The sequence below is a fragment of the Rhodopila sp. genome, from assembly GCF_035548095.1.
GTDB lineage: Bacteria > Pseudomonadota > Alphaproteobacteria > Acetobacterales > Acetobacteraceae > Rhodopila.
Map to the genome: position 1 here is coordinate 138,949 of NZ_DASZUV010000002.1, position 16,370 is coordinate 155,318.

The window sequence follows — 16,370 nt, forward strand, 5'->3', positions numbered from 1 at the left end:
CGCCCCAGGGCGGCTGGAGGTTTTTCATGGCGGCGCGGAAGTCATCTTCAACAGGCAGGAGTTTCCTGCTTCCGTTACTGTGGATTCTGCTGCTGCTGGCAGTTTACTGGCTGCTGATCGAATGGCGGTCGCTCCCAGGCCTGGTATCGACCCTGGAGCTCGGCTTCTTCCGTTAAGGCGTGCGCGCAAGACGTCCGGGCGCCGTCCGACCGGCGCCCCCGGTCGTCCAGCTGCGGCATTTCCATCACATCAAGGCCGGCACATCAAGGCCGGCAAGGCCGCCGGCCTTGATGGACGTGGCCAGCCCGGTCAGACCGCCTTGCCGCGCTGCTGAAGGTCCTGATTCAGCGCGGGATCAAACACGCGATACATATCCGAGCGGCTGAGACCGATATCGGCCAGATCATAGTCGGACATCGAGGCGAACTCGGCCATCATCTGCTGATTCCGGCGCCAGGCCTGGTATCGTGCGCCGAGACGCGCCAGCAGGCCGGACTTCCGGGTAACGCCGCGCGCCTGGACCGGGGCCTGCAGGGCAGGCTCTTCCCACTTGGCGTCGATATAGCTCAAGCTGGGGAGCTGAAAGTTGAAGTTCTGATGAGCAGTCTGTGCGGCCATGACGAATATCCATACAAAACCCGAGACCAACGCGACGTCACAGTGGCGGGGCGTCTCCGGGTTATGACGCACTGCAACATAGCCCTGAATTCCTCTAATTTAAGTGGGAATTTGAACAAACAGCCATGCATGCTGCGCATGCGAAGACGCTTGTCCCCGCCCCTGCCCGCGCCGCCCCACCTATCGGATCAGCCCAACCGGATTAGCCCATGACCCACACCCCTCCGCTCACCGCCCTGCGCCAGGAACTTGCCGGACGGGGCCTCGACGGCTTCATCGTCCCGCGCAGCGATGAACACCTGGGAGAATACGTCCCCGCGTCGGCGGAACGCCTGGCATGGTTAACCGGGTTCACCGGCAGTGCCGGGATGGCGGTGATCCTGCCCGACCGGGCCGCGGTGTTCACCGACGGGCGTTACGTTCTGCAGCTGGCAGACCAGACGGATGGCTCCCTGTGGGAACGTCTGCATGTCATCGAGCAGCCGCCGCCGCGTTGGCTGGCCGAACACGCACCGCAGGGGGCTCGCATCGGCTACGACCCGCTGCTGATCAGCGCCGATGGCCTGGCGCGCTATACGGAACTCAACCTGACCATGGTGCCGGTGGACACGAACCCGATCGATTCGGTCTGGACACACCGCCCGGCTCCGCCCACCGCCCCCGCTGTGCCGCATCCGCTGCTTCATGCCGGCCGATCGGCCGATGAGAAGCGGGCCGACATTGCCGCGGTGCTGTCCGCCGCCAAGCAGGACGCGGCGGTGCTGACCGACCCCGCGTCGATCGCATGGCTGCTGAATATCCGCGGCGGCGACGTACCGTTCACGCCGTTCCCGTTGAGCTTCGGGATCGTCCATGCGGATGGCGGGACCGAGTTGTTCATCGATCCCGCAAAGCTGTCGGCCGAGACACGGGCATGGCTGGGCAACACCGTGTCGGTGTCCGGGCGCGATGCGCTGGGACCGGCGCTTGACCGGCTGCATGGCATGACGGTGCGGGTGGATCCGTCCGGTTCGCCGGTCTGGTTCGCTCAGCGCCTCACCGCCGCCGGCGCCAAGGTCGTCGGCGACCCGGACCCATGCCTGATCCCGAAGGCCCGCAAGAATGAGGTCGAGCAGCAGGGCGCACGCGACGCCCATGCCCGCGACGCGGTCGCCGTATGCCGTTTCCTGCACTGGCTGGACGCGGCGGGACCTGCGGGCGGGGAAACCGAGATGTCGGCGGCGGCTCGGCTGCTGGCGTTTCGCGAACAGGTCGAGGGCTTCCGCGGCGAAAGCTTCCCGGCGATTTCCGGCGCCGGCGAGCACGGCGCGATCATCCATTACCGCGTGACCGAGAAGTCCGATCGGGCGATCCGGCCGAACGAGGTCTACCTGATCGATTCCGGCGCCCAGTATCCGGATGGCACGACGGATATCACCCGCACGATCTGGACCGGCCCCGACACGCCGCCGGCGGCGCTGCGGGAGCAGGTCACACGCGTCCTGCAGGGACATATCGCCATCGCGACCGCGGTATTTCCGCAAGGGATCGGCGGCGCCCATATCGACGCCTTCGCGCGCCGCGCGCTATGGGCATGCGGCCTGGATTACGATCACGGGACGGGCCACGGCGTGGGCAGCTATCTGTCGGTGCATGAAGGGCCGGTCAGCATCTCCCGCCTGGCGCGGCCGGTGCCGATCGCCACCGGGATGATCCTGTCCAATGAACCTGGCTACTATCGACCACATCATTACGGAATAAGATTGGAAAATCTGCTGCTGACGCGCCCCATGGAGTTCAAGGACGCGAACAAGCCTTTCCTGTGTTTCGAAACCCTGACCCTGGCGCCGTTCGACACGCGGCTGCTGATGCCGTCGCTGATGACCGCGGCCGAGCTGCGCTGGCTCAATGACTACCATTCACGGGTATTGGAAACCGTCGGCCCGCATCTTGGGGATGCGGAACGAGGCTGGCTGGCTCGGGCCTGTGCCCCTATCGGCAGCATGGCGTAACGCTCAACCCGGCATCGGCAGGCTCATATGGGCAGGTCCTGCAGGATCAGCCGCCCTGCTTGACGTGTGCGGCGGCCGGAGCCTGAGAGGGTCAGGTCGACCCTGTCATGCTCCGGCCGCTCTCCGGTTCAAGAGCACCAGGCACCGCCTTCCGCCGCCGGTCCCAGGCCTCAGGCAACCGGCCTCAACGGGTCTTCGCCCATTCCCTGTATCGCGCCAGATTATCGGCGTTGGGCGGGTACAGGCCGGGCAGCGAAGCGCCGCCATCGACCTCACTCATGATCCACTCCTCCAACCGTTCCTGTTCACTGGCGGCCGCGGCCACATCAGCGACCAGCTTCTGCGGGATCAGGACGGCGCCATCATCATCCACGACCACGATGTCGTCCGGGAACACCGCAACGCCACCGCAACCAATCGGCTCTTGCCAGTTGATAAAAGTCAATCCTGTAACCGATGCGGGCGCCGCGGCGCCCTGGCACCAGACTGGCAATCCCGTGCCCAGCACGCCGGCCATGTCGCGCACGACGCCATCGGTCACCAGCGCCGCCACGCCGCGCTTTGCCATCCGGGCGCACAGGATGTCGCCGAATATGCCGGCATCCGTGACCCCCATGGCGTCCACCACTGCCACGCACCCGTCCGGCATCGCTTCGATCGCCGCCCGCGTGGAGATCGGGGATGACCAGGATTCCGGCGTCGCCAAGTCCTCCCGCGCAGGCACGAACCGCAAGGTGAAGGCCCTGCCGACGATTTTCGGCTGACCGGCGCGGATCGGCCGGGTGCCACGCATCCAGACGTTACGCAGCCCCTTCTTCAGCAGCACCGTGGTAATCGTTGCAGTCGAAATACGTAATAGTTGGTTACGAAGATCGGCTTCGACGGTCATGACACAGGACCTCCTGTCCGGCGACCAGGGCCATAACACGGGATCGCATGGCGCAGAAGACGGTGCATCGGACGGTGGTGCATCGGAAGGCGATGGACCGGGCCTTGACCGCGCGTCCGCCCCTCGGGATCAGTCCGCGGCGTCGGCGATCAGGACTTTCTTTGAGTGATCGATCAGTTTCAGCAGGATCTTCTGCAGATTGGTCCAGTCCGTCGCCGACAGTCCCGCCGTCAGCGTATGGTCCATCTGTTCCGCCATCGCCGGCAGGCTGGCATAGACGGTCGCGCCCTTGCGGGTCAGTCGCAGCAGCCGTCCACGGCCATCGCTGGGGTCTTGCGACTGCTTCAGCAAACCTCGGGCGACCAGGCTTGCCGCGGCTCGGCTCACCTTGACCTTGTCCATGGATGTCTGCTCGCCCGCGACGGTTGGTGACAGGACGCCGGCCTTGCCTACGGCAGCCAGCAGGCGCCATTCCGGCATGCCCAGGCCCACCGCATCCAGGAAGTGGCGCGCCATGATCCTGCTGACATTCTCCGACGCAACCATAAGCCGGTACGGCACAAATGCTTCCAGGTGAAACTCGCCGTGAGCGCCATTTCCCGACATTGTCGACTCTTTCACTTGAGACTATCCGATTCTCGTGACCAAGTATGCCGTCGATATTTCAATCCAACAATAGGGTGCGAATCGACAACGCGGCCCCTATGCCCGGATATCGAAATGACTGCACCGGCCTGCGAGCCTTGGCAATTTTGCATATTTTCGGTGTGCCATGCGCGGAACTAGGACCTTGCCGACACAGCAGGCTGTTCCCGAGCCAGGCCCGGCGCAAGGAAGTATAATACACGAGCCGCCAAGACCTGCCGCGACAGGTGTCCGATCGCATGTTGTTTCTTGGGCGGTTGCATCGGCGCAACCGGCCGCCTGCGCGGCCCCGTGCTCGCCGCCAAAGGCCGGAAGGGATATTGGATAACAGTATTCACCAGTTCCACCCTCTGCGCCAGGGGCTTCTAATGCTAATTTCCCCTTTGGGGTCAGACACCCGGCCACGCCCTGCCGTTTCGGCCAGGCTCCGCTTCCGGGCGGTGCGCGGATCGGCAGGACGTATGTAGAGGATGATTCTGCAGAGGGTGATTCATGTCTGCCCTGTATTGTCTGTCAGGGTATTGTCCGTCAGGGGACGGGTTTGCCGACGCGGGCTGGTGCGGTTCCGCGACCGTCTCCAACCCCGGCGCCTATCCGGCGGCTTGTCGGCCCCGCCCGGCCGGGAAGCGGCGGCCATTCCCGAGGCCATTCCCGGGGGCCCTTCCGACAAAGGCCTTTTCCGCCAGAACGCCCGTCCGCCGGGGTCCCGTCTGAAGGCCGTCGCCCTTTCAAGCAAAGGACGGCGCTTGCGTCCGCCGGCGGAGGCCGCTATAGCCCCGCCCTCGTTTGCGCGCCGGGCCTGGAAGGGCATGCCCGGCCGCGACCGCTGGCCTGCGCCGGATACGGCATCCGCCGGACATGGCAGCTGGCCCAGCACCATGGAGAAGGAGATCCAAATGCCCAAGATGAAGACCAAGTCGTCGGTCAAGAAGCGGTTCAAGATCACCGCGACCGGCAAGGTCCTCGCCGGCCCCGGCAAGAAGCGCCATTGCCTGAGCGCGCGCAGCCAGAAGGCGAAGCGGCAGAACCGCGGCAGCCAGACCCTGACCCACGCGGACGGCCTGACCGTCAAGCAGTGGGCCCCCTACGGCCTGGGTTAAGGAGGACACAGCATGGCACGCGTCAAGCGGGGCACCACCACCCACGCCCGTCACAAGAAGGTCCTGAAGCAGTCCGAAGGCTTCTACGGCCGCACATCCACCACCTATCGCGCGGCGCGGGAGCGGCTAGAGAAGTCGCTGCAATACGCCTATCGCGACCGCCGGGTGAAGAAGCGGGAATTTCGTGGCCTGTGGATTCAGCGCATCAACGCCGCGGTGCGGGAGCACGGGCTGACCTACAGCCGCTTCATCGACGGTCTGAAGAAGGCGGGGATCGAGATGGACCGTAAGATTCTGGCCGCGATCGCCTACGACGATCCGCAATCGTTTGATGCCATCGTCCGGAAGGTGCAGGCCGCCCTCGGCTGATGGGTCTTAACACCGGCTCCGGCCGGACCTAAACGAAGGGCCGCCTCACCAGGGCGGCCTTTTCCGTATGCGAGATGCCATGAACGACGATCTGGAAGCGCTGAAGCAAGAGACCGACGCCGCCCTGGCCGCCGCGGCCGATCTGCGCGCCTGGGATGCCGTCCGGATCGCCGTGCTAGGCCGCAACGGCAGCCTGACCGGCATGCTGAAGGACCTGGGCAAGGTACCGGCGGAGCAGAAGCGCGAGCGCGGCGCCGCGCTCAACCGGCTGAAGGAAGTCCTGACAGCCGCCATCGAGGCCCGCAAGGGCGAACTGGAAACCGCCGCTTTGGATGCGCGGGTGGCGGCGGAACGGATGGACCTGACCTTGCCGCCCCGGCCGAGGGCAACCGGGCTGATCCACCCGATCTCCCGCACCATGGAGGAGATCGCGGCGATTTTCGGCGCCATGGGCTGCACTGTCGTCGATGGACCCGATGTCGAATCCGACTGGTTCAACTTCGGCGCGCTGAACATCCCGCCGCACCACCCGGCCCGCGCCGACCACGACACATTCTACCTGCCGGCTCGCGACGGCGGCGCGCCACCCGTGCTGCGCACACACACGTCGCCCGGCCAGATCCGCACCATGCTGTCGCAGGAACCGCCGATCCGCGTCATCGTCACCGGCCGCACCTACCGCGCCGATCATGACGCCACGCACTCGCCCATGTTCCACCAGTGCGAAGGCCTGATCATCGACCGCAACCTCACCCTCGGCCACCTGAAGGGCACACTGATCGACTTCCTGCGTACCTTCTTCGCCATCTCCGACCTGCCGGTACGGTTCAGAGCGTCGTATTTCCCGTTCACCGAACCCTCGATGGAGGTGGATATCGGCTGGAACCGCCGCACCGGCGAACTGGGCGGCGGCGGCGACTGGCTGGAGATCCTGGGCAGCGGCATGGTGCATCCGCGCGTGCTGGCCAATTGCGGCATCGACCCGCGCGAGTGGCAGGGCTTCGCCTGGGGCATGGGCGTCGAACGCATCACCATGCTGAAACACGGCATGGCCGACCTGCGGCCCTTCTATGAATCCGACCTGCGCTGGCTGCGCCATTACGGTTTCAACCCGCTGGCGCCGACCATGCTGCATGAGGGCGTCTGAGCGATGAAATTCACCCTTTCCTGGCTCAAGACGCATCTCGACACCGATGCGCCGCTGGAACGCATCACCGACACGCTGACCCAGATCGGCCTGGAACTGGAAGGTGTCGAGGATCGCGGAGCCGCGCTGGCCCCCTTTGTCGTCGCCCACGTGATCGAGGCCTTGCCGCACCCCAACGCGGACCGGTTGCGGGCCTGCAAGGTTGACACCGGCAGCGGCATCGTCTCCGTCGTCTGTGGCGCGCCGAACGCGCGCAGCGGCATGAAGGGTGTGTTTGCCCCGCCCGGCAGCTTCATCCCCGGCACCGGAATGACCTTGAAGATCGGCGAGATCCGCGGCGTGCAGAGCGCCGGGATGCTGCTGTCGTCGAAGGAAATGGGGCTGGGCGATGATCATAGCGGGATCGTCGAACTGCCCGAGTCCGCCCCCGTCGGCCAGCCTTACACGGCCTGGTCCGGCCTGGACGATCCGGTGATCGAGGTCAGCGTCACGCCGAATCGCGGCGACTGCTTTTCCGTCCGCGGCATCGCGCGCGACCTTGCCGCCGCCGGGATCGGCACGCTGAAGCCGCTCGCGGCCGAGGTCATCCCGCCGCGCTTCGACGGCGGCCCGACATGGCGAATCGACTTTCCCGAGGCCTGCCCCTGGATTCTCGGCCGCACCATCCGTGGCGTGAAGAACTCGCCCAGCCCGAAATGGCTGCAGGACCGGCTGACCTCGATCGGGCTGCGGCCGATCAACGCGCTGGTCGATGTCACCAACTTCTTCACCTTCGACCTCGGCCGTCCGTTGCATGTTTTTGACGTCGCCAGGCTGACGGGCGACGTGCTGACCCTGCGACGCGGGGCGGGCGAAACGCTGCGGGCGTTGAATGGCAAGGACTACGTGCTGGATGCCGAGGATTGCGCGATCTGCGATGCCGCGGGTGTGCAGTCGATCGCCGGCGTGATCGGCGGCGAAGCGACCGGCTGCGACGAAGCCACCACCACCGTTTTCATCGAATGCGCCTTGTTCGACCCGGTGCGCATCGCGCTCACCGGACGCCGGCACCAGATCGTGTCCGATGCCCGCCAGCGCTTCGAGCGCGGGCTGGACCCGGCGCTGATGCCGGCGGCGATCGAGGCGGCGACAGCACTGATTCAGGAATTGTGCGGCGGCGAACCGGGCGCTGTCACCGCCGCCGGTGCCGAACCGGCCTGGCAACGCGAGGCGACGATGCGCTTCGACCGCGTCCGGACATTCGGCGGCTCCGACATCCCCCCGGACGAGGCCGCCGCGTCACTGGAGCGCCTGGGTTTCCTGCCCCGCCGGCGCACCGCCGAGGCGATCACGGTCGCGGTCCCGTCCTGGCGCAACGACGTCGCCGCCAGAATCCTGCTGGACCAGTCCCCATCGCTTGACCCGGCGAAAGCGGCGAAGGCCGCCGAGGGCTGTGCGGCGGTCGAGAGTGAGAACGATCTGATCGAGGAGGTGCTGCGGTTGCGCGGGCTCGATGCCGTGCCGCCGGTGTCGCTGCCGCGCGCCGGCCCGGTGCCGCCGGCGACGCTGACCCCGCGCCAGCAGCGCTCCGCCCTGGCGCGGCGCACCCTGGCCGCGGCCGGCCTGCTGGAGTGCGTGACGTTCAGCTTCATGGCGCGCGATGAGGCAGCCCGGTTCGGCACCGCACCGGAGTCGCTGCGGCTGCTGAACCCGATCGCCGCCGACCTGGATCAGTTGCGCCCGACGCCGGTGGCGACGCTCGCCCTGTCCGCGCGGCGAAACGCGGCACGCGGCTACGGTGACGTGGCGCTGTTCGAGATCGGGCCGGCCTTCGCCGAGGATGCACCAGACGGGCAGAAGCTGGTCGCGGCCGGCCTCCGGGCGGGGGCGACGCCGCGCAACTGGCTGGCTCCGACGCGGCCTGTCGATGCCATGGATGCCAAGGCCGATTTCTGGGCGGTGCTGACCGCGGTCGGCGTGCCGCTGGATGCCCTGCAGATCAGCGCGGATGCCCCGCCCTTCCTGCATCCCGGCCGTTCCGCGACGGTCCGCCAGGGCCCGAAGCTGGTGCTGGGCTGGTTCGGAGAGCTGCATCCCCGGCTGCTGGCAACCCTCGACCTGCCCGCCCCGATGGTGGCGTTCGAGCTGAACCTGGATGCCGTGGCCGATCCCAAGCGCCGCAGGAAGGGCGCGCCGGATCTGCCGGCCTTCCAGCCGGTGCGGCGCGACTTCGCGTTCGTGGTCGATGCCGCCGTGCCCGCGGACAATCTCGTCCGCGCCGCCAAAGGGGCCGACCGGGCACTCATCACGGCGGTGGCGCTGTTCGACGTCTACGAGGGCGACCAGATGGCGGCGGGCAAAAAGTCGCTGGGCATCGAGGTCACCTTCCAGCCACGCGAACGCACGCTGACAGACGCCGAGATCGAGACGGCCTGTCAGAAAGTCGTCGCGGCGGTGGCGAAGGCGACGGGGGCGTTGCTGCGATAGGACAGGAGGGGCCGGGGAGCGGGCCGCCATCCCCGGCCGCCGAAAAGCACCGTTCCCAACCGGAATGACCGGTGGCGGGACTTGAGTGGCAGGCCTGTGCCGGCCATGGCGCCGACAGCCGATCCGGTCACCCGCCTCGCTTCAGGAATGTGGCAAAGGCCGCCAACGTCACGTCCGAAACGTGGTGCTCGATCCCCTCGGCATCCGCTTCCGCGGCTTCCAGGGGCACGCCCACCGCCAGCAGCAGGTCGACCACCACGCGGTGGCGGGCACGCACGCGGGCGGCCAGGGTTTCTCCGGCCTCGGTCAGAAACACGCCGCGATAGGGTTTGGCGACCGCGAGCCCTTCCCGCTTCAGCCGCCCGATCGTCTTGATCGCCGTGGCATGTGCGACGCCCAGGCGGCGGGCAATGTCGGTTGGCCGTGCCTCACCCCCGTCATTCAGCAGGTCGGAGATCAGCTCGACATAGTCCTCCAGCAATGCGCTGGACTGTGCCGAACGCGCCTTGCCGAATCGGCTGGCCTGGGTCGGTTCGGCCGGCAGTGCCCCGTGCACGGCCGGCCGACTCGGGATGCTCGCCATGTCCCCAACATCATCGGTCAGTTACCGGTGAACAGGTCGGGCGAAACGCCGAAGGTTTGCAAGAGCAGAATTGCGTTCAGCCCCAACACGACCGCCGTCGCCGCGATGGCGACAGCCCGCGTTCCCGGCCTGATCGCAAAGGACCCCATCAGCGAGGGGCGGCCGACGAGCATCAGCAGGGAGATCATCGGCACCGGCAGCACCAGGCTGAGCACCACCTGGCTGATCACCAGCGCCTCGGTCGGCGCCACGCCGATCCCCACCACCACGATCGCCGGCAACATCGTGACCAGGCGGCGCACACTGACGGGAATACGCACGTGGACGAAGTCCTGCATGATGGTCTGCCCGGCCATCGTCCCCACGACGGAGCTGGAGATGCCGGAGGCCAGCAGCGAGGCCATGAAGGCACCGGCGGCCACGCCCCCGAATAGCGGGATCAGCGTGTGATAGGCGGTTTCGATCTCGCCTACCTGGGAATATCCCTTGTGGAACATCGTCGCGGCCATGATGACCATGGCCATGTTGATCAGCCCGGCGATGCCCAGGGCGACGACGACCTCGATATTGGAGAAGCGCAGCAGGCGGCGCTTCTCCGCCTCGCCGTTGGCTGTCACCCGCCCGGGCATCAACGCCGAGTGCAGGTAGATGACATGGGGCATGACGGTGGCGCCGACGATGCCCACGGCCAGCAGCACGCTGTCAGCGTCCGTCAGTTGCGGCACCACCGTATGGAAGGCCACGGCACCCCAGGCCGGTGGCGCGATCACCAGCTCGATCAGATAGCTGAGGCCGATCACGCCGATGAAGCCGGTGATGATCAGCTCGATCGGACGGAAACCGCGCGACTGCACCATCAGCAGCCCCCAGGTGACGACAAATGTCGTCAGCAATCCTGTCATCAGCGAGACGCCCAGCAGCAGGCTGATGCCGATGGCGGCGCCAATGGTCTCCGCCACGTCGGTGGCGACCGCCGCGATCTCGCTGGCGACCCACATCGCCAGGACGACCGGCCGCGGGAAATGCGCCCGGCACAGGCTGGCCAGGCTCTGGCCCGTCACGATGCCGATGCGGGCCGACAGCGACTGGAAGAACATGGCGACGACGTTCGCCACCAGGACGACCCATAGCAGCATGTAGCCGTAGCGGGCCCCCGCCTGGATATTCGTCGCGAAGTTGCCGGGATCCATGTACGCGATGGAGGCGACCACCGCCGGGCCGAAAAACGGAAAGATGGCCCGCAGACCGTGCACCCGGCCAGCCAGCGACATACGCGCCATCCGTTCCGTGCGGGACGACAGTGAGACGATCGCCTCACTCATGCGGATATCCTGCGCTACGAGATACAGATGTTGCCATACAATCCACCTCGGTGCGGAAGATGTAGCCAAGGCTACATTCCGAGTCCAGGAGTTTGTGGGATGACCGCGCGCTTTCAAGTGCGCCGCGAGACTTCTCAGCCGCGCGGAGTATGGTAGACAGCGCCCCCCATGCGACATTTCCTCGACTTCGAAAAACCGATCGCCGAGCTTGAGGGCAAGATCGAGGAGCTTCGGCGGATGTCGGAGCCGGACGGTCTGAACATCAACGATGAGATCGCGCGCCTGACCGCGGTGGCGGACAAGCAGCTCCGCACGCTCTACGGCAAGCTCACGCCCTGGCAGAAAACCCAGGTCGCCCGCCACCCGGACCGGCCGAAGGCGTCCGACTACATCACCGGACTGATCACGGACTTCGCCCCGCTCGCCGGCGACCGTGCCTTTGCCGACGACGCGGCGGTGCTGGGTGGCCTGGGCCGCTTCCACGGCCGCCCGGTCGTCGTACTGGGGACCGAGAAGGGATCGGACACGGAAAGCCGCGTACGACACAATTTCGGCATGGCGCGGCCCGAGGGCTACCGCAAGGCGCGGCGCCTGATGGAGCTGGCCGGGCGTTTCACCATGCCGATCCTCACCTTCGTGGATACCTCCGGCGCCTTCCCCGGCATCGATGCCGAGGCACGCGGCCAGGCCGAGGCGATTGCCCGCTCGATCGAGGCATGCCTGGAGGCCCCGGTGCCGGTCGTCGCCACGATCATCGGGGAAGGCGGGTCGGGCGGCGCGATCGCGCTGGCCACCGCCGATCGCATTCTGATGCTGGAGAATGCGATCTATTCAGTGATCTCACCCGAAGGCTGCGCCTCGATCCTGTGGCGCGACGCCGCCCAGGCGCCGGCGGCGGCCGAGGCGCTGAAGCTGACTGCGGAGGATCTGCTGAAGCTGAAACTGGTGGATCAGATCATCCCCGAACCGCTGGGCGGGGCGCAGCGCGACAAGAACGCCACGTTGAAGGCGGTGAACGAGGCGGTTCAGGGTGCGCTGGCCAGCCTGGACGGCCAGGATGCCGCAATGCTGCGCAACCGCCGGCGCGAGAAGTTCCTCGCCATGGGCCGCGACGCGATCACCTGATCGAGCGGGAATTTTTGAGCCGGCCAAAGGGGCGGCGGGCGCCGCCCCGGGGTATCGAAGAGCGGCGGCGCGTGCCGCCCCGGGGTATCGAAGGGCGGCGGCGCGTGCCGCCACCGACGTGTTGAAAGGCGGCGGCGGGAGCCGCCGCAGCCCTTCTCAGATGCCCGCCTGCGTGACGAACTTCGTGTTCAGATAGGCCTCGATTGCCTCGGAGCCGCCCTCGGACCCGTAGCCCGAATCCTTCACGCCGCCGAACGGAACTTCCGGCAACGCCAGGCCGATATGGTTCAGCGTCATCATGCCGGCCTCGACCTCGGTGGCGATCATGTTCGCGGTCTTGGCGGAGCGGGTGAAGGCGTAGGAGGCCAGGCCATATGGCAGGCGGTTGGCCTCGGCCACCACGTCGTCCATGCCGCTGAAGCGGGAAACGACGGCCAACGGACCAAACGGCTCCTCATGCATCACGCGCGCATCCATCGGGACGTCGGTCAGCACGGTCGGCTCGAAGAAATTACCCTTGTTGCCGATCCGGTTGCCGCCGGTCTGGATCTTCGCGCCTTTCTGAGTCGCGTCGCCGATGAAGGTCTCCATCGCGGTGATCCGGCGCGTGTTGGCCAGCGGTCCCATCGTCGTGTCGGACTTCAGCCCGTCGCCGACCTTCACCTTCCTGGCGTTGGCAACGAAGCCCTCGACGAACTGATCATACACCTTTTCCTGCACGAGGAAGCGGGTCGGGGAGACACAGACCTGGCCGGCGTTGCGGAACTTCGACGCCGCGAGCAGCCGGGACGCCAGATCCACATCGGCGTCATCGAATACGATGGCCGGTGCATGGCCGCCCAGTTCCATCGTCACACGCTTCATATGAGCCCCGGCAATCGCGGCAAGCTGCTTGCCGACCGCGGTCGAGCCGGTGAAGGACATCTTCCGGATGATCGGGTGCGGGATCAGATACTCCGAAATCTCGGCTGGCACGCCGTAGACCAGGTTCATCACGCCAGCCGGCACGCCCGCATCCGCGAAGGCCCGGATCAATTCGGCGGGGGAGGCCGGAGTCTCCTCCGGCGCCTTGACGATGATGGAGCAGCCGGCCGCCAGTGCCGCCGACAGCTTGCGCACCACCTGGTTGATCGGGAAGTTCCACGGCGTGAACGCGGCGACGGGGCCCACCGGCTCCTTGATCACCAGCTGGTACACGCCCTCGGCGCGCGCCGGGATGACGCGGCCATAAGCACGACGCGCTTCCTCGGCGAACCAGTCGATGACATCGGCGCCGGCCAGCACTTCGCCCTTGGCCTCGGGCAGCGGCTTGCCCTGCTCCATCGTCAGCAGCGGCGCGATGGCGTCCGCCCGCTCCCGCAGGATATTCGCCGCCTTGCGCATGACCTTGGAACGATCGAAGGCCGAGACCTTCCGCCACTGCCGGAAGCCACGCTCGGCCGCCTCCAGCGCGCGATCCAGGTCTGAACGATCCGCATGCGCGACCTTGCCGATCGGCTCCCCGGTGGCGGGGTTCACGATGGCGATGGTGCGGCCGCCGGTGGCTGCGGTCCACGCACCATCGATGAAGAGCGATACGTCTGGGTACATTGGTGGTTTCCTTTGCGTCTCACGTGGAAGCGCCGTGGGGGATCGCTGTCGCTGTATGCGCATAGCGTCCCTGGTTACACAAGGGTCAAAGAGGACTTTCAAAGTCCAGTTTAAGATCCCGACGCCGGGCGCGCGCCTCAAGCGCCGTTTCGCCGTCCCGCGAACCTGTGCCGGCTCGGCACACGGACCGCCGGTTGCCGCAAACGGACCGCAGGCGCCGCCCGTCGCGCCACCTCCGGCCGTCGGCCAGCGACATAGGGTCTGAACCCGAGTTCGCAAGAACCGCCGACGCGCGCGGACCCGGCCCGGGTCGTTACGCCACGACATGCAGGCCGGCATCGACATAGATCGTGTCGCCGGTCATGCCGCTGGCCGCCCCGCTGACCAGGAACGCCACCACGCGCCCGACCTCCGCGATATCCACCAGGCGCTGGGCCGGCGCCCGTTTCATGGCCGCGTCGATCAGCTCATCGAAGGCGGCGATGCCGCTGGCCGCCCTGGTGCGCAACGGCCCGGGCGAAACCGCGTAGACACGGATGGCTTTCGGACCAAGCTCCACGGCGAGATAGCGGGTGGTGGCTTCCAGCGCCGCCTTCACCGGGCCCATCATATTGTAGTTGTTCACCACCTTGTCGGCACCGTAATAGCTCATGGTCAGCAATGTGCCGCCATCTGTCATCAGCGGTTCGGCCAGGCGAGCCATGGCAATGAAGGAATGGCAGGAAACGGCCATTGCCTGAAGGAAGCCATCCTTGGAACAGTCGACCACGCGGCCATGCAGATCGGCCCGCGGCGCGAAGGCGATGGAGTGCACGACGAAGTCCAGCGAGCCCCATTCGGTCCGAATCCGGTCGAACACCGCCTCCAGCTGACCAGGCTCTTCGACATCGAGCGGCAGGATCATGCTGGCAGCGAGTTGTTCGGCGAGCGGACGGACGAAGCGTTCGGCCTTGTCATTGAGATAGGTCACCGCGACTTCGGCGCCGAAGGCTCGGAGCTTCACGGCACAGCCATAGGCGATGCTGTCCTGGTTGGCGATGCCAACCACGAGCCCGCGCCGGCCGCGCAGCATGTCACCGATCCGGCCGTCGGGATCCCAGACCTTGGGAAGCTGATCGATGCCAGGTGCGCCGCTTGGATCCGGCATGGTGGGTCGCCTCCTCACATCGGCGCCGGGGATGGGCGCCGGCGAACAGAAAGCCGCATTTCACCTGCGGCTGTCGACTGGTTCCTGCGCCGGCGCATTTGATCGTTCGAAGACAGGCAGGCCCTCATCGCCATGCGGCGTGCCGCCGTGGGCGGCGACAGCTATTGGCAACAACTAGTTGAGAATGGTTTGCATTGCCTAGAAACCCATGGTTGTAGTGGATTACCCAGCACAAGGAGATTTTCAGATGCGCATCCGCTCCATTGTTTCCGTCACGACCCTGCTGCTGACGCTGACCGGCTGCGCCCAGGCCGTACAGCAAAAGGAAGACCTGCTGGCAGCGTCGGGCTTTACGCTGGTGCCGGCCAATACGCCGCAGCGGATAGCGGCCATGAGAACGCTGCCGCCGCACAAGTTCATCCGGCAGGTTCGCAATGACACGGTGGTTTATGTCTACGCGGATCCGACAGTCTGCATGTGCATCTATATCGGCAATCAGGCGGCGTACGGCAGTTTCCGTGAGAAGGTCTTCGCCCGGCAGATCACCGACGAACAGGCGATGACCGCCCAGATGAATCAGATGACGGCCATCGACTTCGGGCCCTGGGGTCCGGGCTGGTGGTACTGAGCAGAAAGAAGGCGGCGCCGCCGGCAGGCTCGATCATCTGATCCATGATCATCTGATCCATCAGGCGACCGGATGCTGACCTGAGCAGGCCGGCATCCTCTGCCGCCTCTGCCGTGTCCGCGCCTACGGTGTCAGGCCGTAATAGTCGTCGACCGAACGCCCGTAGAGCGGATCCACCCACGGTTCCTCGCCGGCCGCATAACGCGGCGCGCCTTGCAGACGCTCCGGCGGCACGTCGATCTCATATCCGCCCATGGTCGAATTGAAGGTCAGCTTTTTCCACGGGACGGCATTGTACTCGGACCCGATTCCAAGGAATCCGCCGAAGCTGACCACGACGTACGATACCTGGCCGGAGATTTTGTTGATCATGACGTTGTGGACGGACCCGAGTTTCTCACCGGAATGGTTGTAGACCGAGGTCCCTTCTACCTTGTCGGACGCGATCAGGCTGGCGGTCTCATCAGCTTCCACGTCCGCGTTCTGCTGAAGCGGTCTTTCCATGTCTCCACCTCCTTTGACAGCATGTTCGCGCCGACGGGACGCGACGCCTTCTGAACCAGGGACAGGCGGACGCGGTTTCCGGACCATCGGTTGACATTCGCGCGCGCGGCCCGCGTTCGCTTTCAGGTCTCTTGTTCCAGGCCTCTTTTTCCAGGCCTCTTTTTTCTGGCTGGTTTTTTCTGGGGCTGGTTTCTCCAGGCTGACTTTTTGGTCAGTTTGCAGCACGGTTACGATGGCGCCGTGGCG

Annotated in this window: 15 protein-coding genes; 7 read left to right on the forward strand and 8 right to left on the reverse strand. The window is 66.2% G+C overall.

Annotated features, from left to right (window positions below; genetic code table 11):
- Nucleotides 1–309: 309 nt before the first annotated feature.
- Nucleotides 310–618 (reverse strand): DUF1127 domain-containing protein, encoded by a 309-nt coding sequence (locus VHC04_RS02890; RefSeq protein ID WP_325677753.1) that lies wholly within the window; start codon nt 616–618, stop codon nt 310–312.
- Between the two features lie 209 nt (nt 619–827).
- Here VHC04_RS02890 and VHC04_RS02895 point away from each other — a divergent pair, with 209 nt between their 5' ends.
- Nucleotides 828–2,609 (forward strand): aminopeptidase P family protein, encoded by a 1,782-nt coding sequence (locus VHC04_RS02895; RefSeq protein WP_325677755.1) that lies wholly within the window; start codon nt 828–830, stop codon nt 2,607–2,609.
- A 184-nt stretch (nt 2,610–2,793) separates the two neighbouring features.
- On the opposite strand, the gene VHC04_RS02900 is transcribed toward VHC04_RS02895, so the two are convergent.
- Together VHC04_RS02900 and VHC04_RS02905 are read right to left on the reverse strand one after the other, a co-directional pair.
- Nucleotides 2,794–3,498 carry a ribonuclease activity regulator RraA gene (locus VHC04_RS02900; protein WP_325677757.1) on the reverse strand — a complete coding sequence of 235 codons (705 nt, stop codon included), beginning with the start codon at nt 3,496–3,498 and terminating at the stop codon, nt 2,794–2,796.
- A gap of 129 nt (nt 3,499–3,627) precedes the next feature.
- Nucleotides 3,628–4,014, reverse strand: a complete 387-nt coding sequence (locus VHC04_RS02905; RefSeq protein ID WP_325677759.1) for a MarR family winged helix-turn-helix transcriptional regulator — start codon at nt 4,012–4,014, stop codon at nt 3,628–3,630.
- 1,025 nt (nt 4,015–5,039) lie between these two features.
- On the opposite strand from VHC04_RS02905, the gene rpmI reads away from it, so the two are divergent.
- From rpmI to pheT, 4 genes are all read left to right on the forward strand, one after another.
- The gene (gene rpmI, locus VHC04_RS02910) at nt 5,040–5,243 is read left to right on the forward strand and encodes a 50S ribosomal protein L35 (protein WP_325678255.1); all 204 of its coding nucleotides are present in this window, start codon (nt 5,040–5,042) and stop codon (nt 5,241–5,243) included.
- A gap of 12 nt (nt 5,244–5,255) precedes the next feature.
- Nucleotides 5,256–5,612, forward strand: coding sequence for a 50S ribosomal protein L20 (gene rplT / locus VHC04_RS02915; protein WP_325677761.1), 357 nt, complete (start codon nt 5,256–5,258; stop codon nt 5,610–5,612).
- A gap of 79 nt (nt 5,613–5,691) precedes the next feature.
- Nucleotides 5,692–6,759, forward strand: coding sequence for a phenylalanine--tRNA ligase subunit alpha (gene pheS / locus VHC04_RS02920; protein WP_325677763.1), 1,068 nt, complete (start codon nt 5,692–5,694; stop codon nt 6,757–6,759).
- A 3-nt stretch (nt 6,760–6,762) separates the two neighbouring features.
- Nucleotides 6,763–9,225 (forward strand): phenylalanine--tRNA ligase subunit beta, encoded by a 2,463-nt coding sequence (pheT, locus tag VHC04_RS02925; RefSeq protein WP_325677765.1) that lies wholly within the window; start codon nt 6,763–6,765, stop codon nt 9,223–9,225.
- 127 nt (nt 9,226–9,352) lie between these two features.
- Here pheT and mntR read toward each other — a convergent pair whose 3' ends face one another.
- Both mntR and VHC04_RS02935 read right to left on the reverse strand, forming a co-directional pair.
- Nucleotides 9,353–9,808 carry a manganese-binding transcriptional regulator MntR gene (mntR, locus tag VHC04_RS02930; protein WP_325677767.1) on the reverse strand — a complete coding sequence of 152 codons (456 nt, stop codon included), beginning with the start codon at nt 9,806–9,808 and terminating at the stop codon, nt 9,353–9,355.
- A gap of 17 nt (nt 9,809–9,825) precedes the next feature.
- Complete coding sequence (locus VHC04_RS02935; protein ID WP_325677769.1) at nt 9,826–11,130, reverse strand: Nramp family divalent metal transporter; 1,305 nt, start codon at nt 11,128–11,130, stop codon at nt 9,826–9,828.
- Between the two features lie 168 nt (nt 11,131–11,298).
- Between VHC04_RS02935 and VHC04_RS02940 the strand changes: the two genes are divergently transcribed.
- The gene (locus VHC04_RS02940; RefSeq protein WP_325677771.1) at nt 11,299–12,255 is read left to right on the forward strand and encodes an acetyl-CoA carboxylase carboxyltransferase subunit alpha; all 957 of its coding nucleotides are present in this window, start codon (nt 11,299–11,301) and stop codon (nt 12,253–12,255) included.
- Between the two features lie 156 nt (nt 12,256–12,411).
- On the opposite strand, the gene VHC04_RS02945 is transcribed toward VHC04_RS02940, so the two are convergent.
- Nucleotides 12,412–13,845 (reverse strand): NAD-dependent succinate-semialdehyde dehydrogenase, encoded by a 1,434-nt coding sequence (locus VHC04_RS02945; protein WP_325677773.1) that lies wholly within the window; start codon nt 13,843–13,845, stop codon nt 12,412–12,414.
- Nucleotides 13,846–14,158: 313 nt separating this feature from the next.
- Entirely contained in the window at nt 14,159–14,992 is an 834-nt protein-coding gene (gene fabI, locus VHC04_RS02950) for an enoyl-ACP reductase FabI (RefSeq protein ID WP_413789048.1), read from the reverse strand.
- 247 nt (nt 14,993–15,239) lie between these two features.
- Here fabI and VHC04_RS02955 point away from each other — a divergent pair, with 247 nt between their 5' ends.
- The gene (locus VHC04_RS02955; protein WP_325677775.1) at nt 15,240–15,620 is read left to right on the forward strand and encodes a hypothetical protein; all 381 of its coding nucleotides are present in this window, start codon (nt 15,240–15,242) and stop codon (nt 15,618–15,620) included.
- Between the two features lie 123 nt (nt 15,621–15,743).
- Here the strand turns inward: VHC04_RS02955 and VHC04_RS02960 are convergent, their stop codons facing one another.
- On the reverse strand, nt 15,744–16,124 hold the full coding sequence (locus tag VHC04_RS02960) for a PRC-barrel domain-containing protein (RefSeq protein WP_325677777.1): 381 nt from the start codon (nt 16,122–16,124) through the stop codon (nt 15,744–15,746).
- Nucleotides 16,125–16,370: the final 246 nt, after the last annotated feature.